This is a genomic window from Neisseria sp. HMSC064E01 (assembly GCF_001808875.1).
Lineage (GTDB): Bacteria > Pseudomonadota > Gammaproteobacteria > Burkholderiales > Neisseriaceae > Neisseria > Neisseria sicca_A.
This window is the reverse complement of record NZ_KV794959.1, coordinates 1-26,122: the sequence shown is the minus strand read 5'-3', so window position 1 is coordinate 26,122 and position 26,122 is coordinate 1. Positions and strand designations below refer to the sequence as shown.

Sequence of the window (26,122 nt, the reverse complement as noted above, 5' to 3'; positions counted from 1 at the left end):
CCTTGTCCTGATTTTTGTTAATCCACTATATGAAAAGGGGTCGTCTGAAAAGCTCAACGGCGCAAAAAGCAATCGGCATTTTATCCCTGCTTTGTCCGTTTATGTCGATTGAAGCTGCCCTTTTCAGACGACCCCCTGCTTTTTCCGACTGTAAAATATCAATAACGCCATTTGCCTAATTTGATAAAATTACGAACCGAATTTTTCTACCTGCCTGCTAAGGATGGTCTGTAAAACAGGTCGTCTGAAACTTTCTCAGCCGCTTTTGACGGCATGAATATGGATTTCGCAGGTGGATATGGACGGCAGCTTCAAGCCCATGACGCCGTTCAGACGACCCCTATTTAAGATTGATATGTATAAGTTCCTTCCTATTGTCCACGTTTTGTCCAGACTGGGGCTACTGTTTTCCATGGTGCTCGCAGTACCGACGCTGATGTCGTATTTTTTTCTGGACAACGCGTTTCCTGCGTTTGCCTACACGGCTTTGGCAACGACGCTGACCTCTTGCGCGGTTTGGCTGCTGACCTTCCATTTCCGCCGCGAGCTGCGCCCGCGCGACGGGTTTACGTTGGTTTTGATGTTGTGGCTGGCGTTTGCGCTGGTGGCGGCAATGCCGATTTATATTCACATCCCGGGCATCAGTTTTACCGATGCGTTTTTTGAGGCGATGTCGGGGCTGACGACGACGGGCGCGACGGTCATGACGAGCTTGGACACGCTGGCTCCGTCGGTGAATTTTTGGCGGCATATGCTCAACTGGCTGGGCGGCATGGGTATCATCGTGCTGGCGGTAGCGATTCTGCCGATGCTGGGCGTGGGCGGAACGCAGCTCTTCAAGGCTGAAATTCCGGGGATGGACAAGGAAAGCAAGATGGCGCCGCGCATTTCGCAGGTGGCAAAGAAACTTTGGTTCTTCTACACGATGACGACGGCGGCGGCTTTTCTGACACTGCATTTTGCGGGGATGAGCTGGTTTGACGCGCTTTGCCACGCGATGTCGGCGGTGTCGCTAGGCGGTTTTTCGACACACGATGCCAGCATCGCTTATTTTGATTCGCTGACCGTTGAATGGGCGATCATGTTTTTTACGCTTTGGGGCGGTGTGAATTTCGCTACGCATTTCACGGCGCTGACACGGCGTTCGCTCAAATCTTATTGGCAGGACGAGGAATGCCGCGTACTGCTGGTGCTGCTGGCGGGCAGTATTTTGATGTCGGCGGTGTATCTGTGGCAGAAGGATTTTTATGCAACCTTTGGGGATTCGTTGCGTTTTGTCAGCTTCAACTTTGTCTCTATCGGGCTGGCAAGCGGTTTTTCCAACACGGATTTCGCGCAATGGCCGCTGATCGTGTCGCTGTGGATGTTTTTCCTGTCCAACCTATTGGCAAGCTCCGGCTCTATGGGCGGCGGCATTAAAAACGTGCGGGCGTTGGTCTTGTTCAAATTCAGCCTGCGCGAGATGATGATTCTGCTGCACCCGAAAGCGGTGCGCACGGTCAAGGTCAACGGACGCATGATTCCCGACCGCATGGCGCTGACAGTGATGGCGTTTATTTCGATTTATTTCATGACGACGATTGTGTTCAGCTTTTTGCTGATGGCAAGCGGGATGGAATTTATCTCCGCCTTCACCGCCGTCATCGCGTGTATTACCAATGCGGGCCCGGGCTTGGGCGAAGTCGGACCGGCGGGCAGCTATGCGGTATTGAGCGATGTGCAGAAATGGCTGTGTTCGGCCGTCATGCTGCTGGGCCGCTTGGAGATTTTTACGGTGTTGATTTTGCTGACGCCGGCTTATTGGAAAAAATAAAGACGGATCGTCTGAAAACGGATTTCGGGTTTTCAGACGACCTTTTTGTTATCAGGTTTGCCGCATTCTGACGGATGCGTGCAAAGCGGCAAGCCTTGAAAAGGAGCGGCTCTGCGTTAAACTGCAAGAGCAAAACAAGCAACGTAAAGGAAAATACGATGGATATCCTTACCCGCCTTCAAAACTTGCCGCCGAGCAAGTTTCATTACAGGCTTTTGGTGCTGGTCGGTATCGGCTGGCTGTTTGACGCGATGGATACCGGGCTGGTGTCGTTCATCCTGCCAGAGCTGGGCAAAGACTGGTCGCTTGCGCCTGCGCAATTGGGCTGGATTGTCAGCATCTCCTTTGTCGGCATGGCATTGGGCGCAGTCATCAGCGGCTGGTTTGCCGACCGCTTCGGCAGGAAAACCGTTTTTGCCGGGACGATGGCGGTGTACAGCATAGCAACGGGTTTATGCGCGTTTGCACCCAACCTGTCCGCGCTTTTATTTTTCCGCTTCTTTGTCGGCGTAGGATTGGGCGGACAGCTTCCCGTCGCGGTGTCCTTGGTCAGCGAATACGCCCCGCCGAAAGTACGCGGACGCTTTATCGTGTTGCTGGAAAGTTTTTGGGGGCTGGGCTGGCTTGCCGCAGCACTCGCTTCCTATTTCTTTATCCCAAAATTCGGCTGGCACAGCGCGTTTTTAATCGGCGCGCTGCCGATTGTGTATATCCCGCTGGTGTTGAAATTCATCCCCGAATCCGTACCCTACCTGCTCTCGCAAGGCAAAACGGACGAGGCGCACCGGCTGGTCAGCCGCTTGGAAGAGGAAGCGGGAATGACGCCCGCCGCAACAGCCGTAGCACCGCCGCAACAGGAAAAACAGCGCATCCGTTTCATACAACTGTGGCAACAGCCTTTCGCACGGCGCACGCTGATGCTGTGGCTGGTCTGGTTCGGCATCGTCTTTTCCTATTACGGCATTTTTACTTGGCTGCCGAAACTCTTGGTCGAACAGGGCAATACGGTGGTCAAAACCTTTGAATATGTGCTGGTGATGATAGTTGCGCAACTGCCCGGCTACATCGCGGCGGCGGCATTGGTGGAAAAAATCGGGCGCAAAGCGACTTTGGCGGGCTTTCTCGCCGCCTGTGCCGTCTGCGCGTGGTTTTTCGGACAAAGCAGCAGCGCCGCCGAAGTCATGGCATGGGGCAGCCTGATGTCGTTCTTCAACCTCGGCGCATGGGGCGTTTTATACACCTACACGCCCGAACTTTACCCCCTCCGCTTCCGTGCCTTCGCTTCCGGCTGGGCGGGCGCAATCGGACGGGCGGGTGGCATCCTCGCGCCGATGGCGGTTGCCGCGATGATTGGCGGCAGCAGCGGGTTCAGCAATATTTTCATGATGTTCGCGCTGGTCATGCTGCTGATTGTCGCCGTCGTGTTGATATTGGGCGAAGAAACCAAAGGCAGGACGCTGGAAGACATCAACGGATAACGCCGTTCTTCAAATCATCCCGCCAAATAAAAGGTCGTCTGAAAGTGTCACTTCACCGAAGTCAAACAACACTTTCAGACGACCTATTTCATTGAAATCCGGCTACGCGCCCTACTCCGCCCAAATCACTGTTTCCGACGCATCGCGGCGCGGTTTCGGGGTAATGTCGCGCACACGGTAGCCGAAGGTTACGGCGACGGATAAGCCGTAATTCTCAGGATCGAGCAATCCGGCTTCGGCAAGGATTTTTTCCACTTCGGCATACTCCATGCCTTCGATAGCGCAAGAATCGATGCCGAGCATCGCCGCGCCGGTGAGCATATTGCCCAGCGCGATGTAGGTTTGTTTGCTTGCCCAGTCAAACAGGGCGCGTTCATCGTCGGCGATGGGCATATCGTGGGTTTGGAAACAGCGGTAGCGTTCAAGTGCCCCTGCCCGCTCTTCGGCGGTCAGCCCGCGTCTGTCCATCAGTTCTTCAAAAGCGGGGCTGTCGTAGCGGGCGTGTTTTCGTGCCAACAGGAAAACGACATGACTGGCATCAGAAATGGAAGCCTGCATCCCCCAAGCGAAGGGTTTGATTTTTTCGCGCAATGCCGCGTTCTGCACGACCACAAACTGCCACGGCTCGCAGCCGACGGAGCTGGGAGAAAGGCGACCGAAATCAAGAATGGCGGCAAAATCTTCGGTACTGATTTTGCGTGCAGGGTCGTAGTAGCGGACGGAAACGCGGCGTTTGAAAATTTCGATGGCTTGTTCGCGGGTCAGTATCATGATGATTCCTTTGATTGAGTATGGAAGGGGCTTCCTTTCGGACAATCAGAATGGTCAAACGTTCGCAACGTTTGCAACACCAGCGGCAGCGAAACCGTTTGACGGTTGTGTGCAGAAAGGTAGGCGGCGTTAATCAGCTCCAGCGATTTCAAGCCTTCTCGCCCGTCGACAACAGGCTCGGCTTTGCCGCGCAACACATCGACAACATTCTGATAATATAGCGGGTGCCCGAAACCGTACACCGACGTGGTTTCATAATTGGCGGTTTTGACCTGTTCGTCGTAATCGCGCTCGTCGGCAAAATTCCATTCCTGAATTTCATTCACCGCCATGCCGCCGATGCGTACCGTGCCGGTTTCGCCCAAAATGGTAATCGAGCCTTCGAGGTTTTTCGGATAAGTGCACATGGTTACCGCCATCGAACCGAGCGTGCCGTCGCGCCAACGGAGGTTCATCACGCCTGTGTCTTCGGCTTCAATTTTGCGGTGGGTCGCAATCATCGCCTGCACTTCCGCCACCGGGCCGATGAGCCATTCCATCAAATCGACGTAGTGGCTTGCCTGATTCATGAACGCGCCGCCGTCCATCTTCCAAGTGCCGCGCCAACCGCCTCCTTGGTCGTAATACGATTGCGGGCGCGTCCAAAAAACATTCAAATGCACCATATAGATTTTGCCGAAGCGTTGTTCTGCGACCGCGCGTTTGAGCAGTTGCAGCGTGGCATTAAGGCGGTTTTGTTTCACGACGAACAAGCGTTTGTCCGCTTTGTCGGCGGCTTCGACCATGCGCTCGCCGTCAATAAAGCAGGTAGCCATCGGTTTTTCGGTGACGACGTGAAAACCCGCTTCCAACGCCTCAACCGCCTGTTCGGGATGCAAGCCGGAAGGCGTGGTGATGACGATTACGTCGGCATCGGTTTCTGCCAGCATGTCGGTATAGCGGGCATAGCCTTTCGCGCCGGTACGCTTGACTGCCGCTTCAAGCGCGGCAGGATCGGTGTCGCATACGGCAACGAGTTCGCAATCTTCTTGCAACACTTCAAACGAGCCGAAATGGTTGTTGGAAATACGGCCGCAGCCGACTAAGGCGAATTTGATTTTGCGGTTTTGAATGGTTTCAGACATTTTCAGACGACGTATATAGTTATAAAAAACGGGAAAAGATTATAGAGAAATCAGCCGTCAACCGATACATAAGATTATGAAAAATTTGACGGAGCGGCAGGATATGGGTTTGCTTTCCGCCGTCTCTCCTTCTGTTCAAACGCATGAAGGAATGAAGTTAATTTACAACAAATGCGTATCGTGGTTTATAATCCTATTCTAACGAAACAGGGGTGCTGCCTGATGCTCAGGCGGCTGAGAAATACCCTTTACACCCGATCGGGATAATACCTGCGTGGGGAGTTTTCACGGATTCTGTCTTTCAGACGGCCTTTTTTGATATTGAGGTCGTCTGAAAAAGCAAAACGCTCCTGTTTCTTCTTTTCAAACGAGAAAACAGGAGCATTTTTTATGACTACGCCAAAGAAAACCGCCAAAACCTCCGGCAACGAAGCGCGCAAGCTTGCCGACTTGAGCGAAGACATCGGCATCCGCTTCAAATATCCGAACTCGGAGCGCGTGTATCTGCAAGGCAGCCGCGGCGACATCCGCGTGCCTTTGCGTGAAATCCGTCAGGACGACACCTACACGGCGCAAGGTACGGAAGCCAACCCGCCGATTCCCGTCTATGACACCAGCGGCGTGTACGGCGATCCGGCGGCACACATCGACCTGAAACAAGGTTTGCCGCACGTCCGCACCGCATGGCTGGACGAACGCGGCGATACCGAAATCCTGCCCAAGCTCTCCAGCGAATACGGCATCGAACGCGCACACGATCCGCAAACCGCCCATCTGCGTTTCAACCAAATCACCCGCCCGCGCCGTGCGAAAAGCGGCAGCAACGTAACCCAGCTCCACTATGCGCGCCAAGGCATCATCACGCCCGAAATGGAGTTTGCCGCCATACGCGAACGCATGAAGCTGGACGAACTTTTCAGACGGCCCGAATACGCCAAGCTCTTGAAACAACACGCAGGACAAAGTTTCGGCGCGAATATCCCAACCCACCCCGACCAAATCACGTCCGAATTCGTGCGCCGAGAAATCGCCGCGGGACGCGCGATTATCCCTGCCAACATCAACCACCCCGAACTCGAACCGATGATTATCGGCCGCAACTTCCGCGTCAAAATCAACGGCAACTTGGGCAATTCCGCCGTAACCTCCAGCCTGACCGAAGAAGTCGAAAAAATGGTGTGGTCGCTGCGTTGGGGCGCAGACACGATTATGGATTTGTCCACCGGCGCGCACATCCACGAAACGCGCGAATGGATTATCCGCAACGCCCCCGTCCCCATCGGCACGGTGCCCATCTATCAGGCTTTGGAAAAAACCGGCGGCATTGCCGAAGATTTGACTTGGGATTTGTTCCGCGACACCTTAATCGAACAGGCGGAACAAGGCGTGGACTATTTCACCATACACGCAGGCGTGTTGCTGCGCTATGTGCCGATGACCGCCAACCGCCTCACCGGCATCGTATCGCGCGGCGGCTCCATCATGGCGAAATGGTGCCTCGCCCACCATCGGGAAAACTTCCTCTACACGCATTTCGACGAAATCTGCGAAATCATGAAAGCCTACGACGTGTCGTTCAGCCTCGGCGACGGCCTGCGCCCCGGCTGCATTGCCGATGCCAACGACGAATCCCAATTTGCCGAGCTGCACACCTTGGGCGAATTGACCGCCAAAGCGTGGGAACACGACGTACAAGTCATGATCGAAGGCCCCGGCCATGTGCCGCTGCAACGCGTCAAAGAAAACATGACTGAAGAGCTGCAACACTGCTTTGAAGCACCTTTCTACACACTCGGCCCGCTCGTTACCGACATCGCCCCCGGCTATGACCACATCACCTCGGGCATAGGCGCGACCAATATCGGCTGGTACGGCACAGCCATGCTCTGCTACGTTACCCCGAAAGAGCATCTCGGCCTGCCCGACAAAGAAGACGTGCGCACCGGCATCATCACCTACAAACTCGCCGCCCACGCCGCCGATCTCGCCAAAGGCTGGCCGGGCGCACAGTTGCGCGACAACGCTCTGAGCAAGGCGCGTTTCGAGTTCCGCTGGCGCGACCAATTCCGCCTCAGCCTCGACCCCGAACGCGCCGAGAGCTTCCACGACGAAACCCTGCCCGCCGAAGGCGCGAAAATCGCCCACTTCTGCTCAATGTGCGGTCCCAAATTCTGCTCGATGAAAATCACGCAGGAAGTACGCGACTACGCTGACAAGCAAAAAGTCCAGCAGCAGGGCATGGAGGAAAAAGCGGTAGAGTTTGTGAAGAAAGGGGCTAAGATTTACAGTTGATAAAAAGGTCGTCTGAAAAGTTTTCAGACGACCTTTTTCTACTTTCTGAACTCTTCCCTGACGATGTCGAGCCAAGCCCTGAGCGCGGGGGTGGGACGCTGGTGTTTTTTCCATGCCATGGTCAGTTGCCAGCGGATTTCGGGTTCGGTCAGCGGGACGGCGGCGAAGGTGTCGGGGTTGATTTTGCGGGCGTAGTATTCGGGCAGAAGGGCGATGCCCATATGGTGTGCCACCATGTCGGCGAGCAGGTCCCATTGTCCGGTGCAACAGACGACGTTGGGGGTGAAGCCTTGGCTGCGGCAGGCGGTTTGGATGGTTTCGCCGATGGGCGTGGTGGCGACTTGTCGTTTTTTGCGACCGTTTTCTTTAACCAGCAGCGGTACGCCCAGTTCTTCTTCCAATGCCTGTATGGTTTTGCTGACGGTGGGCTGGGTCAGGTTGAGCGCGGCTTCGGCACTTCCCGCGCCGGACAACGCCACGAAACCGAAGGCGTAATGGCGAGCCTGACCATGATTTTGGCGGGGTTGTTTATGGTTATCATCGGGCCGAGCATGGTGCATTTGGTGGTTTGGCTGATGGGTTGATAGTCAGTTTTACAAAGGTATTGGAAACGTCGTCTGAAAAGCCGTTTGCAGGTTTTCAGACGACCTTTTTTTGAGTTTGCCGCGGATATAAACATTGACAATGACAAAATATTAATACTATGCTGAAGTATTACTCACTAGCGGATATATTATGCAAACGACTCATCCGAAGCCATCCCTCCGTCTCAACATCATCGGCACAGGCAAAGGACTGCCTTCGCGGCTGGTCCCTTCCACCGAAATCGACGCCCTGCTCGGCATCAAAGAAGGTCGCACTGAAAAACTCAGCGGCTTGGCGCAACGCTACTTTCTGGCAGAAGGCGAATCTGCCGATGCCATGCAGCTTCAAGCAGTGCAAAGTGCAATGGCGGCGGCAGGCATCACGATTGACGATGTGGACTGCGTTATCAACGCTTCGGGTATCGACCGTCAATGCATTCCCTTCAACGCCGCGCACACCTTGCGCCTACTGAAGCCCGCGCGCCCGATTGCCGCATTCGACGTCAACATGACCTGTTTGTCGTTCTTACGCAGCTTGGATCTGGCGGATTCGCTGTTACACAAATATCCCACCATTTTATTGATCAGTTGCGACGTCGCCTCTGTCGGCTTGGACTGGAACGATTTTCACAGTTCGACCATTTTTGGCGACGGCGCGGCGGCGGCGGTCATCAGGTCGTCTGAACGCGGCGGCGTGTTGGCAAGCAAATTCGAAGTACATCCCGAAGGCTACGAATTCTGCACCATCCCTGCGGGTGGTTATGAAAACCATCCATCCAAACACCCCGAAAGCTATGTCTCCCAAGCCTATTTCCACATGAACGGCAAAAAACTCTACAAACTTGCCGCCGAAGCCATACCCGGCTTCTTGGATGAAACGTTGGCGCAGGCGGATTTGACGTTGGCAGACATAGACTGGATCGTTCCGCATCAGGCAAGCCGCGGCGCTTTGCAACACATCATCAGTCGTCTGAAACTCGATCCTGCCAAAATCGTCGATATTTTCAATACCCACGGCAACCAAATCTCCGCCTCCATCCCCTCCGCGCTGCACCACCTGCTGACCGACTTCCCCGTCCGATCCGGCGATAAAGTTTTGCTGTTCGGCACATCCGCAGGCGTGGGCTTGGGCGCACTGGTTTGGGAAAAACCATGAAAAAGGCCATCGTCACCGGCGCGACCGGCGGACTGGGGCGCAACCTTGTGCAGATGCTGCTTGCCCAAGGCTGGCAGGTAGCCGCCTGCGGGCGCAATGCCGAAATCGGCAAAATGCTGGATACGGAATTTCACGCCTTCGATTTGTCCGACCGCAATCAGACCCTGAAGGCGTTTTCCGATGCCGATATCGTGTTCCATTGCGCCGCGCTGTCCTCGCCGTGGGGGCGCTACGAAGATTTCTACCGCGCCAACGTGACCGCCACGCAAAACGTCTTAGCGGCGATGCGGCAGCACCATATCGGCAAGCTGGTACACGTTTCCACGCCCAGCATCTATTTCGACTACCTCGACCAGCACAAAGTCCCCGAAACCTTTATCAGCCGCCACTTCGTCAACGACTACGCCTACACCAAATTCCTTGCCGAACAAGAAGTCGCCGCCGCCACCGACCTCTCCAGCGTCATCATCCGTCCGCGCGGCATTTTCGGCGAATACGATACCGCCGTCCTGCCGCGCCTGCTCAAAATCTCCGAAAAAGGCTTTCTGCCGCTGATTCGGCGCAGCGGCCGCGAAGCAGGTGGCGCATTAGTGGACGTGACCTACGTCGGCAACGTCGTTCACGCGCTGATGCTGGCAGCCGAAGCCGATGTACCCCGCGCCATGCCGTTCAATATCACCAACGGCGAACCGCAGACCATCGCCGCACTCTACCGGCAAATCATCGATACCCTGCATCTCGGATGTCGTCTGAAACCTGTCTCCTACCGCCTGATTGACAGCGTTGCCCGCCTACTGGAAACGCAGGCGCGGCTGACCCGTTCCTTTCGCGAACCCCTCGTCACCCGTTACAGCATAGGCACGATTTCTTTCGACCAAACCCTAGACATCAGCCGCGCCCGTTCGCTGCTCGGCTACGAACCCCAAATCAGCATTGCCGACGGACTGCGGCAATACGCCCGCTCCTTGAAAGGCTGAAGCTATGGACATCCGTTTCTACCACACCGGCTACTGCACCCATCCCGAATGTATGGTCGAACGGGGCGGCAGCCTGCGTAAAGCAGCCTTTCCCGCCATGACCGCCCACATCACCCACCAAGGCGGCAACCTGCTGTTCGATACCGGCTACGCACCCCGCTTTTTCCAAGCCTGCCGCCGATTTCCCGAGAAATTTTACGCGCTGACCACGCCCGTCACCCTCAGCCAACCGACCATACGCGAGCGTTTGGGCGATGCCGCGCACGACATCAACCAAATCTTCCTCTCCCACCTGCACGCCGACCATATTGCCGGCCTCAAAGACTTCCCCGACGCAGAAATCATCCTTTCCCGCGCCGCCTACGATTTTGTTTACCGTACCGACAAACCCGAAAGTCTGACCAACCGCATCATCGAAGTCAAACAAGGCTTCCTGCGCGAGCTGCTGCCCCAAGACCTGCCGCAGCGCGCCCGCTTTATCGAAGATATGCCCGAAGTCCGCCTTGACGAAGCGTTTTACCCGTTTGAACAAGGCTACCGCATCAGTGCCGATTTGATTGCCGTCGCCCTGCCCGGCCATGCCGCCGGACAATACGGGCTGATAGCCGGAGAATTTTTCCTGATTGCCGACGCCGTTTGGCGGTTTGCGACCATCAGCCACAACCGCCGCCCCAACCCCCTTACCGGCCTTATCGCGCAAAACCGCAACGCCGTCCAAGCCACCATAGACCGCCTGCAACACCTCCACCGCCGCAACCGCGAAATCATCCTCGTTCCCAGCCATTGCGAACCCACCTTGCGGCGCTTGGGCATGGAAGGTTTGGATTAAAGCAGGTCGTCTGAAAACCCGACGAGCAAAGCCCCTCAACTGCACAAAAGAACACACCATGAAACCTTCAAAATGGCAAATCCTCAAATCCTTTTTCCACACACGAAACTACACGGAACGCGCCGCCCTTGAAGCACACCAGCAAAAACAGCTCGACCGCCTTTTGACAAGCCACAACAGCCGCTTCTACCCCCACAGCGCCAAGCTGCAAGACTACCCCGTTATCAACAAACGCATCTTCATGCAGCATTTCGCCGACATCAACGCCTACGGCATCAGCGAAAAAGATGCCCTCTCCGTCGCGCTCAAAGCCGAAGAAAGCCGCGACTTCAGCCCCGTTTTTCAGACGACCTCGGGCAAAGAAATCACCGTCGGGCTTTCCTCCGGCACCAGCGGCAACAGGGGCATTTTCCTCGTTTCCCCCGAAGAGTCCGCCCTGTGGGCAGGCTATATGCTCAAACGTATGCTGCCCCGCCCCTACCTCGCCCACCACAGCATCGCCTTCTTCCTGCGCGCCAACAGCAACCTCTACACCGCCGTCAAAAGCCCGCTGATACGCTTTGAGTTTTACGACCTGCTCGAAGCCTTGGACGCGCACATCCCAAGGCTCAACGTGCAGAAGCCCACCATCCTCATCGCCCCCGCCCAAGTATTGCAGCAGCTTGCCCGACACCCCGACCTCGCCATACACCCCAAAAAAATCATCTCCGTTGCCGAAGTCTTGGAACCGCAAGTCAAGACCCGCATCGAACAACGCTTCAGCACGCCGGTTCACCAAATCTACCAATGCACCGAAGGCTTCCTCGCCCACACCTGCGCCTACGGCAACCTGCATCTGAACGAAGACATGGTCTATATCGAAAAAGACTGGATAGACCGCGAAAGCGGCCGCTTCGCCCCCATCATTACCGACTTCAACCGCAAAAGCCAACCCGTCATCCGCTACCGTCTCGACGACGTTTTGATTGCCAACGACGCGCCCTGCCCCTGCGGCAGCGCATTCGCCCGAATCAGCGCCATCGAAGGACGCTGCGACGACATCCTCGACGCACGCACGACAGGCGGCGAACCTTACGCCCTCTACGCCGACTTCATCCGCCGCGCCATGATTTCAGACGACCTCATCCAAGAATACCGCGTCGAGCAACACGGCAAAGCCCTGCACATTTTCCTCACGCCCGACACAGAGCAAACCCGCGCCGCCGCCACACGCAACCTAGACCGCCTGTGGCAGACGCTGCAACTTCGCCCCTTCGATTACGTTTTCCAAACGGAACAAACCCGCCCCCTGCACCAAAAACGCCGGCGTGTGACGAAAATTTCCCCGTATAATGAAAATCCGTAAGCGTTTTAAATCCTTATCCTTCAAACTAAAGACAAAAAAGGTCGTCTGAAAAAATTTCAGACGACCCTTCCAGTAAAAACAAAAACGCCATACCCGACCTTACCTTCCTACTTTCCGTAATACCTGCCATGTTAAGCTTGCAATAACGCCCAACACTCTTTCAGACAACCTAAACCTTATGCGCCACCTTATCCCCCTCTTCTTCCTGTCATTTCCGTTAGCAGCCTATGCAGGCGGTGATTTTTCAAAAGCCCAAGTCCTCAGTATTGTAGGCAGCCACGGTTACTATCGAATTTCCGTCCGCCAAATAGAACACCCAATTTATAACGATGGATGTACGACATACAATATCCGTATTACTCCTCCTAGAAAAACCTTTTGGGATCTGTTTGGTCTGGGACGAGCCGACGACCATCCCACCGCCGAACAAACACAAGCTGCTGCCGCAGTGTTAAAACAGTATGCTGCCAATCAGCAACCGCTAGAAATCGGCTATTTGGGCGGCGGACTATATCCCGATCCTCGACAAAAATGCCTTTATCACGGCACTGGGATGAGGTTTGATGCACCGGACTATTTAGCCGTACGTCAAGACGGACGCATGGATCTATATCCTTATCTGACCAAACCATAAGTCCATCCCCGCCACAAAGTAAAAGGTCGTCTGAAAACGGACGCAGTCAGTTTATGCGGAGCTAAAACGAACTCAGTGAATCTTGAGAACAGTTTTTTCAGACGACCTTTCCCTCGTTTGACCATACCAGCCAATCGAAATAGAAACCTCTCCCGCCCCAATCCGCTCGGTTCAATCCTCATCTACTGCACGATATCGCCCCACTCCAAACCGAATTTCTGCAGATACTTGCGCAACCTGTCGCTGTCATTGGTTTTGGCGCGGCTGTTTCGGGAAACATGAAACAATGCCCTTCCCGCCTGCGCCATGTTTTGGTGTTTGCGGCATTCGTCAATCACGTTCTGCAATTGTAAGCGGTCAAACAAATCCAAATTTTCACAATCGATTTTGTCGGGGTAGTTATCCGCCTTTTCAGACGACCCCTTGTGTAAAAGGTCGTCTGAATCCGCCTCTTCAGCCCATAACCATTTGAGCCGCTCAATTTCCGCCGCCACTTGTTCCGCCTGTATCCTGCCCTGCGGGGCAAGCGTGGCAAGGCGCATGATGCTGGCGGCAAGGTCGCGGAAATTGCCGCGCCATCGGGCTTCGCTTGAATGGGCGAAGGCAAGGTAGGCGGACAGGGCTTCTTTATTGAAACGGGTGGCGCGGCCGAGCTCCTGCGAGGCGAGCGCGAGCTGGTGTTCGATGTTCGGCTCGATGTCTTCGCGGCGGTCGGCGAGCGCAGGCAGCGGATAGTTCCAGATATTGATGCGGGCGAACAGGTCTTCGCGGAAGCGTCCGGCGCGGATTTCCCTCCGCAGGTCGCGGTTGGTGCCGGCGATAAGCTGGAAGCTGCTTTGCACTTCCTTGTCGCTGCCGACGGGATAAAAATGTTTTTCTTCAATGGCTTTGAGCAACATGGCCTGCTCGTCCAAGCCCAATTCGCCGATTTCGTCCAAAAACAACACACCGCCGTCAGCGGTTTTCAAATAGCCTTCGCGCTTTTCCGCCGCACCGGTAAACGCACCTTTTTTGTGACCGAACAAGGCGGAAGCCGCACCATCGCCGCGCAAGGTGGCGCAGTTCACATCGACAAACTCACCTTTAATCAGATGGCGCGCTTTTTTCAATTCGAAAATCCTGCGTGCCAGCATCGATTTGCCCGCGCCGGTAGGGCCGGAGAGCAGAATCGGTGACGGGGAATGGAGAGCGACTTGTTCGATTTCCGCAATCATGCGGTTGAAGGCGGCGTTTTGTGTGGAGATGCCACTTTTCAGATAGCGCACCGCATCATCGCGCACGGCGGCAAGGCGTTCGGCAAGCACGTCGTAACGCGCCAAGTCCAAATCGATGATTTCATAACCGCCGACATCGCCTTTCCCCATACTGCGCCTTTGGTTTTTCGGCGGTGCAGTCTGCAACAGCACGCCGGGTATTTGACGCGATTCCACCAATAAAAACAGGCAGATTTGCGCGACGTGCGTACCCGTGGTGATGTGTGTGAGATAGGTTTCCTCTTCCGTATCAAACGCATAGCCCGCCGCCCAGTCATGCAGCTTGGTATAAACCTCGGAAAAATCCCACGGATTTTCCAGCTCCATCGGCACGAGATTGACGGCGGTGTGCGGCGACACATCTTGAATATCGGTTTTAACATGATCTGCCAAATCGCGGTATTTCTCCGAATAAAACAGCTCCATACGGTCAAGATGGAAATCATGACGCTGATTCATGGCGACATTCGGCCGCCACTTCTGCCAACGCCCTTGACCGAAACCGCTGTCCAACACCGTGCCGAGAAAGCTGACGGCGACTTGTTTTTTAGGTCCAGTATTCATTTTCAGACGACCTCTAACCTATTCTTTCCAAAACAAACGCGCCGTAATCGTCGCCTAAAGGCAGTTCGAAATCCGTATGTAAGATTTGGCGCTCCGCCTGTGCGGTTTCGCCGGTTTGCGGGTTGAAACCCTCTTTCAAGGTCGTCTGAAAATACACGCCGAAGCCTCGTTTCTGCCATGCGGGCAATTCGTTGAAATTGATATTGTTTTCAAACAGCAAATCATGTTTCTGCGCGCGCGTGAGACCGCTGACCGCTTCTGTGGCTCGAGATACGCTTTCGCCTTTTTTCCTCAGCATCCAATAGCAGTGGGCGTTGAGCGCGTTGCGGTGCGCGTCTTCATGCCGCCAGCGGAAGTAATCGACCACCAGTTTCTCATTCGGCAAAACGCAAACTCTGGCATCAAAAGCGGCAGGTTGCCCGTGCACCACCGAAAAGGCAGCGCTGGCTTCGCCCGCCAATACCGAAATGATTTTGCGCGTTTTGCGTTTGAACGTATCGTCGTCGCGGCGCAACAGCAGCGAAATTTCATCGCTTTCGGAATAGCCATACGCCACATTGAAACCACATTTCATCAAATGACGGACGGTGTGCGCCATCAAATCGCGAAAACGGATGTCAAACGGCGCTTCAAATTGCCAAATTTCCTTGGTCAACCGCGTAAAACCGCGTCCGTCCAAGCGCACTACAATGAAATTTTCCTGCGGCACGCAGAAATCATAAGCGGTTTCGTATTGCCGCAAGCGCTTGTCCAAATCATCGAATCGCATCGCATCTCCTTATATATCTTATTTTCTATATAACTATCTAAAAATATATTTTTCAGCATTCTACGCTTTTTACTACAAAAGATCACATTAAAATATATTTTCTTTATATTCAATAAATTAAAAATTAATTTTGAAATTTTTTTATCGTTGGCACGCCGTTGGCTGTGTTGTAAATGTAACGATGCAGCAGATGCCGCGGAAAATACAGTTCTATAGGAAAGAATTTTCCGTAAATTTTTAGCTGTTGTGCCGTTACAGGGCGAATGCCGACAAGACTACAGTGGTTCTGCAGGTTCGACTCCTGCCTCGCCTAATAGGCGTTGACGTCTTGTTTTTCTAGTCGCCCACCTTTTCTGATTCAGCAGGCAAATGCCAGCCTTGTTCCCCTGAATAGCTGATGGCTTGCTGTATCGCTTGATCACTCGAGGTCGTCTGAAACTTTTCAGACGACCTACGATAAAAACCGTTTTAGGTGCATTCGGCAAATGCCGGAGGAATTACAGCCTGCCAACGCTCGAGGTCGCGGGTTCGAATCCCGCCTCTGCCGCCAACTATGGCAGAGTAGCTCAGAGGATAGAGCGCGTAAAAATTTCTCTACTTCTTGTTGCCAGATGTACCACCCCTTACGGGCGGATGCCGGCAGGATTACAGATCGGTTATTGCGGGTTCGATTCCCGCCGCCGAAACGGCGTAAATCCTGCCAATCTAGCCGCCCACCCTTTTCCGGTACGGCAGACAGATGCCGGAGGAATTACATTCCACGTCCGAAGGTCGCGGGTTCGAGTCCCGCCCTGCCGCCAACAAACTTCTATGGCAGGATAGCTCAGGGGTAGAGCATCGGAAGAGAATTTCTCCAACACCTAGCTGCCCGCCGTACCCCCTTTTTACGGTAACAGGCGGATGCCTGAAGAGATTACATTAACCTTCCACGTTAAAAAAAACCGTATCTCTTCAAATACTAGCCGCCGCGCTGCCACCCATTCAAGGTCGTCTGAAACGCAGTTTCCGAAAAAAGCGGAGTTTCTAAGCACTCAGACCACCCAAAACCAACAACACGAAAGGAAATGAAAAATGGCTAACACCACCTTGTTCCAATCCATTAAAACCCGTTTGACCGCTGCCGACACCCGCAACGAAGCAGGCGGCATCGCCTACACGCTGACACCCAAACAACAGCTCGCCCAACTTGCCGCCACCGGCTGCCTGAACAGCACCTACTACACCGATGCGCAAGACCAGCTTGAGCAAGTATTGGAATTGGCAGAAAACCTGGATGCCGAGTTTATCGCCAAAACCGCCGTGTATGCCCGTCAAAAAGGCTTCATGAAAGACATGCCCGCGCTGTTGCTTGCCGTGTTGGCGCAAAAAGACGTGAACATGCTTGCCCGCGTGTTCGACCAAGTAGCGGACAACGGTAAAATGTTGCGCAACTTCGCGCAAATCATCCGCAGCGGCGCGGTCGGCAGAAAATCCTTCGGCAACCGTCCGAAAAAACTGATGCAGACCTGGCTTTTGACCGCTACCGAAAAACAACTGTTGAACGCCGCTATCGGCAATGCTCCGTCGCTGGCGGATGTGGTCAAAATGGTGCATCCCAAACCGCGTGAAGCATGGCGTGCCGCCTGGTTTGCGTGGCTTATCGGCAAACCGTACGACCGCGAAGCATTGCCGCCCATTACCCGCGCCTTTGAAGACTACAAGCAAAGCCGCCAAGGCGCATTGCCCGACGTTCCCTTCCAAATGCTCACTGCCTTGGAATTGAACAGCGGCGACTGGGCGCAAATCGCCCGCAACGGCTCATGGCAGCAGGTTCGCCAAAACCTGAACACTTTCCTGCGCCACGATGTGTTTGCGAAAAGCAAAAACATCAAAATGGTGGCAGAAAAACTGCGCGACAAAACCGCCATCCGCCGCGCCCGCGTCCTGCCTTACCAATTGCTGACCGCGTATCAGGCGACATCCGAAAAGATGCCGTTTGAAATCTGCGAAGCGCTGCAAGACGCGATGGAAACCGCCGTACAAAACGTACCGGCCATCCGAGGCAAAGTCGTGGTTTGCCCGGATGTCTCCGGCTCCATGCACAGCTCGGCTACCGGCTATCGCGGCAGCGCAACCAGCAAAACCCGCTGCATCGACATCGCCGCACTCGTGTCCGCCGCCATGTTGCGCACCAACCCGAAAGCCCGCGTAATACCGTTTGAACGAATCACGGTAAACGTGCAGCTCAACCCGCGCGACAGCATCATGACCAACGCCCAAAAACTCGCCAATATCGGCGGCGGCGGAACGGCATGCAGCGCACCGCTCGCCATGCTGAACCGCGAAAAAGCCGATGTGGATTTGGTTGTTATCGTGTCTGATAACGAAAGCTGGGCAGACCGCGAACAATGGGGCGGCAAAACCGGCCTGATGAAAGAGTGGGACATCCTGAAACAACGCTGCCCCGAAGCCAAACTCGTCTGCTTGGACATCCAGCCCTACACCACCGCGCAAGCGCAAAACCGCCGCGACATCTTGAACATCGGGGGCTTCTCCGACCAAGTGTTCACACTCATCGGCTCGTTCGCCGAGCAAGGTATGGGCGCGGATTTCTGGGTGGAAGAGATTGAGAAAACCGAGCTGGCGGCGGTAAATTAGCCAAGGGGTCGTCTGAAAATAGGGTTGCAACGTTTTCAGACGACCTTACCGATAAAAGATTGAGTGGCAAACATGAATGCTGACGAACTTGCCCTGATTGAAACCTTTCCCACGACCTTGCGGCATGAAGCAGAAACGCTGATTTTACGGCAGCCCTACGGGAGCCGCTTGCCCGTCCGCCAAGGGGAAACCGTTGTTTCAGACGGACAAGCAATTCGTCTCATCAGCCGTCAATATGTTGTTTTTCATCCGACAGGGAACGAGGTTCGGCAACTGATGGCACACTGTCTGAACACCCGCCATCACGATGGTCATGTCCGCGAACGGCATTTCAAACGGCTGCTCGCCGCCGGACAGCCTGAGTTCGTCCTGCCTTTTACCGCACAATTACTCGGCGAATACGTTTTACCGATACAATTTGACGTTGCCGTATTTTTCCAACACAACGCCGCGGCTTTGGCACGTTTTTTCGCTGACAACCCGCTTTATTGGCAAAAGCAGAAAGACCGTATCCGCAGCTATTGGCATTGTTATCACAGCCGCCGTTATCCCGATTGGCAAAGTTATCCGGTCCGTTTGCTGGCGGAAAAAATCGATAAGGAAATCGCCCGTATTGTTTTCAGACGACCTCCTACGACAAACCTCGTCTGAAAATCCAAATAAGGAAACCAAACACTATGCAAAAATTCATCTTAATCCGCGGTCATCAAGGTTCGGGAAAATCGACTTTCGCCGAACAAAAAGCCGCCGAATTTAAAGCGAAGTACCGTGATGCCGAAATCGTCCTTATTGAAAACGACTTGTTCATGACCGATGAAAACGGCGTGTACCGCTGGTCCGGCGAGGCGGTGGATAAGGCGCAGAAACGCGGAAATGCCTTGATGACCGAGACCTTAAAAATCGGGCGTCAAAATCCGAACCGCAACATTTTAATCATCCATTCCAACACCAACCAAAAGGCTTCGCGTTGCCGCCATTTATTGGATCTGGCGAAAAAAAGCGGTTTTGAAACAGAAATCTACCGTATGCATAATTTCTATCCCAACCTGCACGGCGTGAAAGAGCATGACGTATTGGCGGCGTATATCAAGCTGAACCAAAACCGCGTGGCAAACGAAATCCACGTCGAAGCCGTACAACCCGCCAGCGCGGAACAGTTGGAAAAAATCAAGCAAATGCAGGCTTTCGAGCAGCAACCCTTGCCGTTTGACGAAGCACAGCAAACCTTCGTCACTGAAAATTATCTGCAACACGGCAGCCGCAACTTTACCGCCAAAGCATCCAAGCGTTATCCCGAATTGCGCGTGTTGAAATACGCCCGCAGCGTGTTCTACGACAACCGCTTCGACGATGCGCTGCTGGAAATGCGCGGCTTGATCATCGACGCGCACAACCGCATCATCGTGCGCCCGTTTAAAAAAGTGTTCAATTATTCGGAGCGTATTGCCAAAGGCAGCCGTTATCCAATCCGCGTCTGCGACGAGCGATTGGTGGATGCAGTGGTAAAAGTGAACGGCTTCCTCGGCTGCTGCACTTTCGTCTCGCTTTCAGACGACCACCCGTCCAAAGGCGCGGCGTTTGACGGCAAAGTGCTGTATTCGACTACCGGTTCGCTTGACAGCGCGTTCGCGGACATGACCGCCGCACACTGCGCGCAATACGAAACCCTGTTCCGCGCTTATCCGAACCACACTTTTTTGTTTGAAATCACAGACGCGAAAGATATCCACATCATCCGCGAAGAATTGGGTGAAACCCTAATCGGCTGCATCGACGTGGGGACAGGCCGTCAGTTTGGCGAAGCCGAATTGGACGAAATCGGCAAACAATACGGCGTCCGCCGCCCCGAAACGCTAAAAAACATTACGTTCGGCGAGCTGAAAGGTCGTCTGAAAAACGTGGAACACGAAGGCTTTATGGTATTTGATGCGCAAAACGGCGAAATGCTGTTCAAACTCAAATCGCCGTATTACCTGATTTCCAAGTTTCTAGGACGAAGCAACGAAGGCAACATCGGACGCAAGCTCGACAAACGCCATGTCGATGAAGAGTTTTACCCCTTAATCGACCACATCCACGAGCATCGCGAAGCGTTCAACTCCATGCCTGAACTGGATAAGATTGCGTTTATCCAAGCATTCTTGCGGCAACTGTAAGGCCGTCTGAAAAACGCCAAACGCTTGTGATAATATGACGGCGGCGGATATTTCGTTTCATCCGCCCCCTCATTATTGCAAAAGGAAGAACGATGAAAAAAACCAATATCGTCAAAAAATTGATGCTTGCCGCCGTAATGTTCCCGTTGGCGGTACAGGCGGCGCAAGCTGCGGAGAGAGCGTCTTTCGGTGAACCGCCCAAAGACTTCAAAATCGGCTATCAAACCCAACAAAACGGCATGATCATGGTCGAGCTCGTACCGCAGAAACAGACCATCGACAACTGGACACAAATGATCACCCTGCAATCCATGGTAGGCGCAAACCCAGGCGTGACCACATTCGGCAACAATTTGTCCACCTTATGGAAAAATACCTGCCCGGAAAGCAGCTTTGACACTGTACTGGAAGGGAAAGAAAACGGTTATCCCTTCGCATTATGGATGATGGCTTGCGAAAACAACCCGAGCAGCAACAAACCCGAAGTGACTTGGGTGAAAGCAGTACAAGGCAACGACGGCCTGTATGTGAAACAATACGCCTTCCGCTATGCGCCAAACTATGCTGAAATTACCAATGCCATGGAGCATCTGCGCAATTTAATCGTCTGCAACAATAGTGCGAAGCATCCTTGCGGCAAAAACGGCAAATAAGCGTTTAAATATTTTCAGACGGCCTTGATGGCAGAGTAAAACAAGACCATCTGTTTAAAACCAAAACAATAATGCGCTTATGCCACACGTTCGAATGCCTCGATTTCGCCAACCTTGGGCGCATAACTGCTGCTTGTGTTGTGGTGCAAACCCAGTCAAAGCCCAAGCAGCAGGCACGGCAATCATCAAAAGCATACAAATTCCTTAGTTATAGTGGATTAACTTTAAATCAGGACAAGGCGACGAAGCCGCAGATAGTACATCAGGACAAGGCGACGAAGCCGCAGACAGTACAGATAGTACGGCAAGGCGAGGCAACGCTGTACTGGTTTAAAGTTAATCCACTATATATGAAAATAGGGCTGTACTAAATTAGCCCTATGTTACACACCAATTCCGCAGAATTTTAAATTGTCATTTTTTTATAATAATTAAATAATAACCTTCTCTATACCAACATCAGGGATTAATAATTTTTTGGGTGAACCGATGAAAGATAAGCCATCCTCCCTCTGTTTAACATGCCATAAAATTAATCCATTCTGCCATGATTTCCATAGCTCATCAGAGTAATTGATAGGTTCTTCTAAAATAGCTCCAACAGCAAAAGGAGGAATCCAAATTTCTGTTAGAATGCCATCCCCTTTCCAGCCTGCATGTCTAAAAGCTGTAGTAATAATTTGATACTCTTCATCCTGCGGATTTAAATTGCTAACTTTGCAAAAATCTAATAAATCAATCCACTCATAAATGTAAACATAGAGATTCTTTGATTTTTTTAGGAAAACTAATTGTTCTTTGTAAGTCATTTTCAGAAAACACCTTGAATTATTTAAAATATTGTAATAATTTTTCTCTTCTGGCTCTAGCACCTTCAATGAAGTTATGTCTTTGAGTTTTAAAATAGATAACTTTTCCTCCCCGTCCCAAACAAGAAAGTGAAGTTTTAATTGCTGCATTAATTAGATTTTCAACAGGTTTCAATATAAACAAACCCAGCATACGCCCGCTTGCAATACGGTTCAAGCTAGACAGCCGCACTACCGCACCATAAACCGCATCGAAAAATCACAGGAAACACAACATGAGCAAAATCTTTTTCACATCCGACCTACATTTTTCGCACAAAAACATCGCCAAATTCTGCCCGCAGTTCCGTCCGTTCGACAACATCGCCGACATGGACGAATACCTGATCGAAACATGGAACAACACCGTTTCCCCCGACGACGAGGTATACAACTTGGGCGATTTGTCTTTCGCTCACGACATCAAAAAAATCGCTGCCGTCCTATCTCGCCTCAACGGCAGGCACCATCTGATTTACGGCAATCACGACGACATTGTCCGCCGCCACAACAAATACCTGTTTGAAACCATCAAACACGACGGTCACCCGTTACTGTCATCCGCCCGAACCTACCGAAAACTGAAATTGGACGAAATAGACAACACGCTGATTCTGTTCCACTACCCGATTAACGAATGGGACGGCTGCCACAGAGGCTGGTATCACCTGTACGGCCATTTGCACGACCGCCTAGCAGAAATCCCCGGCCGCGCCCTAAACGTCGGCTTCGACCTGCACGGCCGCTTCCTTACCCCGCAAGACATCGACAGCTTCCTCAACCCTCTGCCGAAAATCTCATATTTCGGGGAAAACCCAACCGTTCCATCCCAAGTAGAGGCTGCCAAGGATTTCGTAGCGCACCAGTTGCGCTCGCTCAACGATAACGCAAATCAGAAGGTGCAAAAATAAAAATCAAACTGATGCAGGTGGTTATGTTCGAATACGAATACAATGACTCTATCCAATAACGAAAAGGTCGTCTGAAAAGCATTTTCAGACGACCTTTAATCAATAAATATCCATAAACATCCGGCGAACGTCACCAAACCACCCTCTCCGTTTTATACGCTATCCAATCCGCTCTAAAACCCTTTATAAACACATAATTTCAAACCAACTATCGTTTCCAATCTTTCAGACGACCTCGGAGACCGAGTAAAGCTGCTTCTATCTAATATCGTCAAAAACAAATTTACAGTCAAAATGTTATAAAGTATCATCTCGAAACTCGTTTACTTTATTTCAGACGACACATCTTAGAAAGACCCGATACTTGGGCAAGGTACTCTATACGGCTTTATAGCAAAGTCAAAATTCGTTGGATGCCGCCCTTGTTTTTGTCGGTTTTTCCAACTCATCATCTAAGGTCGTCTGAACACTTTAGACTTATGAATTCCATTCTCTTAACCGGCCTACTCCAACGGCTGCTGATTGCCCTTCTCGCAATTGCAGCATTATGGGCAATATATTTTTGGGCAGTCGCATCATGAGCATCAAGGTAGAAAATCTGACGGTCAGCTACCAACACCGCCCTGCCATCCACCATATTGATATTACTTTTGAAAACCACAGCATGTGGGCGATTTTCGGGCCCAACGGTGCCGGAAAATCCACGCTGCTCAAAGCCATTATGGGGCTTCAAAACATCGATACGGGCAAAGTGTCGCTTCAAGGACTGCAACGCAAAGATATAGCCTATCTTCCCCAGCAGTCAGACATTGACCGCAGCCAGCCGATGACTGTCTTTGAACTTGCCGCGATGGGTTTATGGTACGAAATAGGCTTTTTTGGCCGCGTGAATACCCAACAACGCCAACGGGTTATGGCGGCATTGGAACGCGTCGGCGTTCAGGATCTTGCCGACCGCCAAATCGCCCACCTTTCCAACGGGCAATTCCAGCGTGTCTTATTTGCACGAATGCTGGCTCAAAACGCCAACTTCTTGCTCTTGGACGAACCCTTTAATGCAGTAGATGCCCGGACAACTTACGCATTGTTAGACGTATTGAAACAATGCCATGAAGACGGTCAAGCCATCATTGCTGTTTTGCATGATTACGAACAAGTCCGAACCTATTTTCCCCATACCATCTTGATTGCACGGGAAAAAGTTGCCGCTGGCGCAACCAACGCCGTACTGACCGACACGCATTTAAGTCAAGCCAACACATTGATGCAAAGGCAAGAATCAGCAGATTGGTGTGAGGCATAACAAAAAAGCATTGCAAATTTCCATTGCAATGCTTTTTTATTGAAATCCAATCAAGAAGTTACCTTACGGCTTCAAAACAAAAACTGCACTATTGCTAGTGCAGTTTTTTAAATCATTCTCGAATCGATGATTAACGTTTTTTACCGGTAACGGTAGCAACCGCCAGGTTTTCGTTACGTTTTAGAGAAACGCTTTCTACACCTTCAGGCAGTTGAATGTCAGACAGGTGAAGGATGTCGCCGGCAACGACTTTAGCGCAGTCCAGATCCAAGTAAGCAGGGATGTTGGCAGGCAAAGCAACCACTTCAACAGTAGTGTTCAACAAAGATACGCGACCGCCTTGCAGTTTAACGGCTTGAGAGCTTTCAGCGTTAACAATATGCAGAGGAACGCGAATGCGTACAGGTTGGTCGGCTTTAACAGCTTGGAAGTCGATATGTTGAACTCCGCGACGGAACGGGTGCATTTGGAAATCGCGGACGATAACGTCTTTGGTTTCACCGTTCAGAGACAGTTTGATCAGTGCAGTGTGGAAAGATTCTTTTTCCAATGCGTAGAATACGGTTTTGTGATCCACAGCAATTGCAACGGGCTCTTGACCTTCACCGTACAAAATGCCAGGGATTTGGCCTTCGCGACGCAGGCGGCGGCTCGCACCAGTGCCTTGTGTTTCACGAACAGAGGCTTGAATTTCATAAGTCATGTTAAATACTCCAAATTAAATAAAACTACCGTCATCGGCCGCGACCAGCTTAAGACGGCTTCGGGGTTATGGCAGCAACATGCTGCCTGTCATCACTTCTTCATTGAAAAGATATGAGACGGATTCTTCATTGCTGATGCGGCGGACCGTTTCAGCCAAAAGGCCGGCAATCGTCACTTGACGGATACGGTCGCATTGTTTCGCCGCTTCAGACAGAGGGATAGTGTCGGTAACGACAACTTGGTCGATTTCAGACGAGGCGATACGGCTGACTGCCTCTCCGGAGAATACGGCGTGGCTGGCATATGCCAAAACACGTTCTGCTCCGCGCTCTTTCAAAGCGACGGCAGCTTTACACAGCGTATTCGCGGTATCAATCATGTCGTCCACAATCAGACAGGTACGGCCTTGAATGTCGCCGATAATATTCATGACTTCCGCCACATTGGCTTTCGGACGGCGTTTGTCGATAATCGCCAAATCGGCATTTAATGATTTTGCCACAGCGCGGGCGCGGACTACGCCGCCAATATCCGGGCTGACTACGGTCAAGTTTTCAATCCGCTGCTGTTTGATGTCATTCAACAGAATAGGAGTGGCATAGATGTTGTCGACAGGGATATCAAAGAAACCCTGAATCTGGTCGGCATGCAAATCAACAGTCAAAACACGGTCGATACCTGCGGAATACAACATATTTGCCACCAGTTTTGCGGAAATCGGAACGCGCACAGAACGCGGACGGCGATCTTGGCGGGCATAGCCGAAATAGGGAATTGCTGCGGTAATACGACCGGCAGAAGCGCGCTTCAGCGCATCAGCCATCGTCAGGATTTCCATCAGGTTGTCATTGGTTGGGGCGCAAGTGGGCTGCAAGATAAATACATCACGACCACGGACGTTTTCCATTAATTCGATGGCAATTTCGCCGTCTGAGAATTTGGATACGGAGGCTTCGCCTAACGAAATATCCAAGTGTTTGACAACGCGTTGCGCCAACTCCGGATTTGCGTTGCCGGTAAATACCATCAAACTGTCGTATGCAGCCATATTTTCACCTGATTTTATGTTTAACTTCCGCTCAGAAAACGTCATGCTTCCCTCTGCCTATGTCCAAGACATTACGAGCGGTATTATACGCATAATGAACGGCATAGTGAATTAAATTTGCAGCGTTATATCGTTGTCACGCCTCATCACAATCCAAATTTATCACTATAAAATAAAGTTTTTCTGCGTTATCATTGATTTTCAACATAAAAGAGCGTGTAAGGAAACTTACACGCTCTTATTTGGCTGGGGAGGAAGGATTCGAACCTTCG

General features: G+C 52.3%; 23 protein-coding genes, 1 pseudogene and 1 riboswitch. Of the genes and pseudogenes, 15 read left to right on the top strand and 9 right to left on the bottom strand.

The genetic code is table 11. From position 1 onward, the window contains the following. Window positions 1-355: 355 nt before the first annotated feature. Both HMPREF2572_RS10065 and HMPREF2572_RS10060 read left to right on the top strand, forming a co-directional pair. Entirely contained in the window at window positions 356-1,813 is a 1,458-nt protein-coding gene (locus HMPREF2572_RS10065) for a TrkH family potassium uptake protein (protein WP_039862975.1), read from the top strand. A 158-nt stretch (window positions 1,814-1,971) separates the two neighbouring features. Then, window positions 1,972-3,291, top strand: a complete 1,320-nt coding sequence (locus HMPREF2572_RS10060; protein WP_070498286.1) for an MFS transporter — start codon at window positions 1,972-1,974, stop codon at window positions 3,289-3,291. A gap of 111 nt (window positions 3,292-3,402) precedes the next feature. Here the strand turns inward: HMPREF2572_RS10060 and HMPREF2572_RS10055 are convergent, their stop codons facing one another. Both HMPREF2572_RS10055 and HMPREF2572_RS10050 read right to left on the bottom strand, forming a co-directional pair. Further along, window positions 3,403-4,062: an NAD(P)H-dependent oxidoreductase gene (locus HMPREF2572_RS10055; protein ID WP_070498283.1), complete on the bottom strand. Its 660-nt coding sequence runs from the start codon at window positions 4,060-4,062 to the stop codon at window positions 3,403-3,405. Then, window positions 4,059-5,186, bottom strand: a complete 1,128-nt coding sequence (locus HMPREF2572_RS10050) for a Gfo/Idh/MocA family protein (protein WP_070498280.1) — start codon at window positions 5,184-5,186, stop codon at window positions 4,059-4,061. The genes HMPREF2572_RS10055 and HMPREF2572_RS10050 overlap by 4 nt, the downstream gene beginning before the upstream one ends. A 198-nt stretch (window positions 5,187-5,384) precedes the next feature. Then, window positions 5,385-5,484, top strand: a riboswitch (TPP riboswitch). A gap of 92 nt (window positions 5,485-5,576) precedes the next feature. Here HMPREF2572_RS10050 and thiC point away from each other — a divergent pair. After that, a complete protein-coding gene (gene thiC, locus HMPREF2572_RS10045) occupies window positions 5,577-7,478 on the top strand; it encodes a phosphomethylpyrimidine synthase ThiC (RefSeq protein WP_070498277.1) in 1,902 nt (633 codons plus the stop codon). Between the two features lie 38 nt (window positions 7,479-7,516). Here the strand turns inward: thiC and HMPREF2572_RS10040 are convergent, their stop codons facing one another. Next, on the bottom strand, window positions 7,517-7,957 hold the full coding sequence (locus HMPREF2572_RS10040) for a LysR family transcriptional regulator (protein WP_070498274.1): 441 nt from the start codon (window positions 7,955-7,957) through the stop codon (window positions 7,517-7,519). Between HMPREF2572_RS10040 and HMPREF2572_RS13710 the strand changes: the two are divergent. The 6 genes and pseudogenes from HMPREF2572_RS13710 to HMPREF2572_RS10015 all read left to right on the top strand — a co-directional run. Continuing rightward, window positions 7,925-8,062, top strand: a pseudogene (locus HMPREF2572_RS13710) (LrgB family protein); the annotation flags it as partial. The gene HMPREF2572_RS10040 and the pseudogene HMPREF2572_RS13710 overlap by 33 nt on opposite strands. 151 nt (window positions 8,063-8,213) lie before the next feature. Next, entirely contained in the window at window positions 8,214-9,218 is a 1,005-nt protein-coding gene (locus HMPREF2572_RS10035; protein ID WP_070498271.1) for a 3-oxoacyl-[acyl-carrier-protein] synthase III C-terminal domain-containing protein, read from the top strand. Then, window positions 9,215-10,195, top strand: a complete 981-nt coding sequence (locus HMPREF2572_RS10030; protein WP_070498268.1) for an NAD-dependent epimerase/dehydratase family protein — start codon at window positions 9,215-9,217, stop codon at window positions 10,193-10,195. Before HMPREF2572_RS10035 ends, HMPREF2572_RS10030 begins: the two co-directional genes overlap by 4 nt. A 4-nt stretch (window positions 10,196-10,199) precedes the next feature. Continuing rightward, entirely contained in the window at window positions 10,200-11,024 is an 825-nt protein-coding gene (locus HMPREF2572_RS10025; protein ID WP_003764034.1) for an MBL fold metallo-hydrolase, read from the top strand. A gap of 58 nt (window positions 11,025-11,082) precedes the next feature. Then, window positions 11,083-12,369, top strand: a complete 1,287-nt coding sequence (locus HMPREF2572_RS10020; protein WP_070498265.1) for a F390 synthetase-related protein — start codon at window positions 11,083-11,085, stop codon at window positions 12,367-12,369. Window positions 12,370-12,547: 178 nt separating this feature from the next. After that, window positions 12,548-13,003, top strand: a complete 456-nt coding sequence (locus tag HMPREF2572_RS10015; protein WP_070498262.1) for a hypothetical protein — start codon at window positions 12,548-12,550, stop codon at window positions 13,001-13,003. Between the two features lie 182 nt (window positions 13,004-13,185). Here HMPREF2572_RS10015 and rtcR read toward each other — a convergent pair whose 3' ends face one another. Together rtcR and HMPREF2572_RS10005 are read right to left on the bottom strand one after the other, a co-directional pair. Continuing rightward, window positions 13,186-14,820: an RNA repair transcriptional activator RtcR gene (gene rtcR / locus HMPREF2572_RS10010; RefSeq protein ID WP_070498259.1), complete on the bottom strand. Its 1,635-nt coding sequence runs from the start codon at window positions 14,818-14,820 to the stop codon at window positions 13,186-13,188. Window positions 14,821-14,833: 13 nt separating this feature from the next. Then, entirely contained in the window at window positions 14,834-15,589 is a 756-nt protein-coding gene (locus HMPREF2572_RS10005; protein ID WP_070498256.1) for a tRNA(His) guanylyltransferase Thg1 family protein, read from the bottom strand. A gap of 1,071 nt (window positions 15,590-16,660) precedes the next feature. Between HMPREF2572_RS10005 and HMPREF2572_RS10000 the strand changes: the two genes are divergently transcribed. The 4 genes from HMPREF2572_RS10000 (at window position 16,661) to HMPREF2572_RS09985 (ending at window position 21,035) form a co-directional block, all read left to right on the top strand. Next, window positions 16,661-18,226 (top strand): TROVE domain-containing protein, encoded by a 1,566-nt coding sequence (locus tag HMPREF2572_RS10000; RefSeq protein ID WP_070498253.1) that lies wholly within the window; start codon window positions 16,661-16,663, stop codon window positions 18,224-18,226. Window positions 18,227-18,298: 72 nt separating this feature from the next. After that, complete coding sequence (locus HMPREF2572_RS09995; protein WP_246827809.1) at window positions 18,299-18,877, top strand: hypothetical protein; 579 nt, start codon at window positions 18,299-18,301, stop codon at window positions 18,875-18,877. Window positions 18,878-18,903: 26 nt separating this feature from the next. Further along, on the top strand, window positions 18,904-20,382 hold the full coding sequence (locus HMPREF2572_RS09990) for an AAA family ATPase (protein WP_070498246.1): 1,479 nt from the start codon (window positions 18,904-18,906) through the stop codon (window positions 20,380-20,382). A gap of 92 nt (window positions 20,383-20,474) precedes the next feature. Next, window positions 20,475-21,035, top strand: coding sequence for a hypothetical protein (locus tag HMPREF2572_RS09985; protein WP_070498243.1), 561 nt, complete (start codon window positions 20,475-20,477; stop codon window positions 21,033-21,035). Window positions 21,036-21,466: 431 nt separating this feature from the next. Here the strand turns inward: HMPREF2572_RS09985 and HMPREF2572_RS09975 are convergent, their stop codons facing one another. Together HMPREF2572_RS09975 and HMPREF2572_RS14355 are read right to left on the bottom strand one after the other, a co-directional pair. After that, the gene (locus HMPREF2572_RS09975; protein ID WP_148132326.1) at window positions 21,467-21,844 is read right to left on the bottom strand and encodes a hypothetical protein; all 378 of its coding nucleotides are present in this window, start codon (window positions 21,842-21,844) and stop codon (window positions 21,467-21,469) included. 19 nt (window positions 21,845-21,863) lie between these two features. Further along, window positions 21,864-22,061: a hypothetical protein gene (locus tag HMPREF2572_RS14355; RefSeq protein ID WP_148132325.1), complete on the bottom strand. Its 198-nt coding sequence runs from the start codon at window positions 22,059-22,061 to the stop codon at window positions 21,864-21,866. Window positions 22,062-22,119: 58 nt separating this feature from the next. Between HMPREF2572_RS14355 and HMPREF2572_RS09970 the strand changes: the two genes are divergently transcribed. Both HMPREF2572_RS09970 and HMPREF2572_RS09965 read left to right on the top strand, forming a co-directional pair. Next, window positions 22,120-22,794 carry a phosphoesterase gene (locus tag HMPREF2572_RS09970; protein ID WP_070498237.1) on the top strand — a complete coding sequence of 225 codons (675 nt, stop codon included), beginning with the start codon at window positions 22,120-22,122 and terminating at the stop codon, window positions 22,792-22,794. A 577-nt stretch (window positions 22,795-23,371) separates the two neighbouring features. Then, entirely contained in the window at window positions 23,372-24,097 is a 726-nt protein-coding gene (locus tag HMPREF2572_RS09965) for a metal ABC transporter ATP-binding protein (RefSeq protein ID WP_210385307.1), read from the top strand. A gap of 130 nt (window positions 24,098-24,227) precedes the next feature. On the opposite strand, the gene HMPREF2572_RS09960 is transcribed toward HMPREF2572_RS09965, so the two are convergent. Both HMPREF2572_RS09960 and HMPREF2572_RS09955 read right to left on the bottom strand, forming a co-directional pair. Then, window positions 24,228-24,800 (bottom strand): 50S ribosomal protein L25/general stress protein Ctc, encoded by a 573-nt coding sequence (locus tag HMPREF2572_RS09960; RefSeq protein ID WP_070498231.1) that lies wholly within the window; start codon window positions 24,798-24,800, stop codon window positions 24,228-24,230. A 66-nt stretch (window positions 24,801-24,866) separates the two neighbouring features. Then, window positions 24,867-25,850 carry a ribose-phosphate pyrophosphokinase gene (locus HMPREF2572_RS09955; RefSeq protein ID WP_045072760.1) on the bottom strand — a complete coding sequence of 328 codons (984 nt, stop codon included), beginning with the start codon at window positions 25,848-25,850 and terminating at the stop codon, window positions 24,867-24,869. Between the last annotated feature and the right edge of the window lie 272 nt (window positions 25,851-26,122).

Excerpts from the sequence above, each read along its gene's own strand:
- rtcR (WP_070498259.1), bottom strand. The coding sequence starts at position 14,820 with ATGAATACTGGACCTAAAAAACAAGTCGCCGTCAGCTTTCTCGGCACG.
- HMPREF2572_RS10060 (WP_070498286.1), top strand. The coding sequence starts at position 1,972 with ATGGATATCCTTACCCGCCTTCAAAACTTGCCGCCGAGCAAGTTTCAT.
- HMPREF2572_RS10035 (WP_070498271.1), top strand. The coding sequence starts at position 8,214 with ATGCAAACGACTCATCCGAAGCCATCCCTCCGTCTCAACATCATCGGC.
- HMPREF2572_RS09955 (WP_045072760.1), bottom strand. The coding sequence starts at position 25,850 with ATGGCTGCATACGACAGTTTGATGGTATTTACCGGCAACGCAAATCCG.
- HMPREF2572_RS10020 (WP_070498265.1), top strand. The coding sequence starts at position 11,083 with ATGAAACCTTCAAAATGGCAAATCCTCAAATCCTTTTTCCACACACGA.
- HMPREF2572_RS10005 (WP_070498256.1), bottom strand. The coding sequence starts at position 15,589 with ATGCGATTCGATGATTTGGACAAGCGCTTGCGGCAATACGAAACCGCT.
- HMPREF2572_RS09990 (WP_070498246.1), top strand. The coding sequence starts at position 18,904 with ATGCAAAAATTCATCTTAATCCGCGGTCATCAAGGTTCGGGAAAATCG.
- HMPREF2572_RS10050 (WP_070498280.1), bottom strand. The coding sequence starts at position 5,186 with ATGTCTGAAACCATTCAAAACCGCAAAATCAAATTCGCCTTAGTCGGC.
- HMPREF2572_RS10065 (WP_039862975.1), top strand. The coding sequence starts at position 356 with ATGTATAAGTTCCTTCCTATTGTCCACGTTTTGTCCAGACTGGGGCTA.
- HMPREF2572_RS10030 (WP_070498268.1), top strand. The coding sequence starts at position 9,215 with ATGAAAAAGGCCATCGTCACCGGCGCGACCGGCGGACTGGGGCGCAAC.
- thiC (WP_070498277.1), top strand. The coding sequence starts at position 5,577 with ATGACTACGCCAAAGAAAACCGCCAAAACCTCCGGCAACGAAGCGCGC.
- HMPREF2572_RS09985 (WP_070498243.1), top strand. The coding sequence starts at position 20,475 with ATGAAAAAAACCAATATCGTCAAAAAATTGATGCTTGCCGCCGTAATG.
- HMPREF2572_RS10025 (WP_003764034.1), top strand. The coding sequence starts at position 10,200 with ATGGACATCCGTTTCTACCACACCGGCTACTGCACCCATCCCGAATGT.
- HMPREF2572_RS10055 (WP_070498283.1), bottom strand. The coding sequence starts at position 4,062 with ATGATACTGACCCGCGAACAAGCCATCGAAATTTTCAAACGCCGCGTT.
- HMPREF2572_RS09975 (WP_148132326.1), bottom strand. The coding sequence starts at position 21,844 with ATGACTTACAAAGAACAATTAGTTTTCCTAAAAAAATCAAAGAATCTC.
- HMPREF2572_RS09995 (WP_246827809.1), top strand. The coding sequence starts at position 18,299 with ATGAATGCTGACGAACTTGCCCTGATTGAAACCTTTCCCACGACCTTG.
- HMPREF2572_RS10015 (WP_070498262.1), top strand. The coding sequence starts at position 12,548 with ATGCGCCACCTTATCCCCCTCTTCTTCCTGTCATTTCCGTTAGCAGCC.
- HMPREF2572_RS09970 (WP_070498237.1), top strand. The coding sequence starts at position 22,120 with ATGAGCAAAATCTTTTTCACATCCGACCTACATTTTTCGCACAAAAAC.
- HMPREF2572_RS09960 (WP_070498231.1), bottom strand. The coding sequence starts at position 24,800 with ATGACTTATGAAATTCAAGCCTCTGTTCGTGAAACACAAGGCACTGGT.
- HMPREF2572_RS10000 (WP_070498253.1), top strand. The coding sequence starts at position 16,661 with ATGGCTAACACCACCTTGTTCCAATCCATTAAAACCCGTTTGACCGCT.
- HMPREF2572_RS09965 (WP_210385307.1), top strand. The coding sequence starts at position 23,372 with ATGAGCATCAAGGTAGAAAATCTGACGGTCAGCTACCAACACCGCCCT.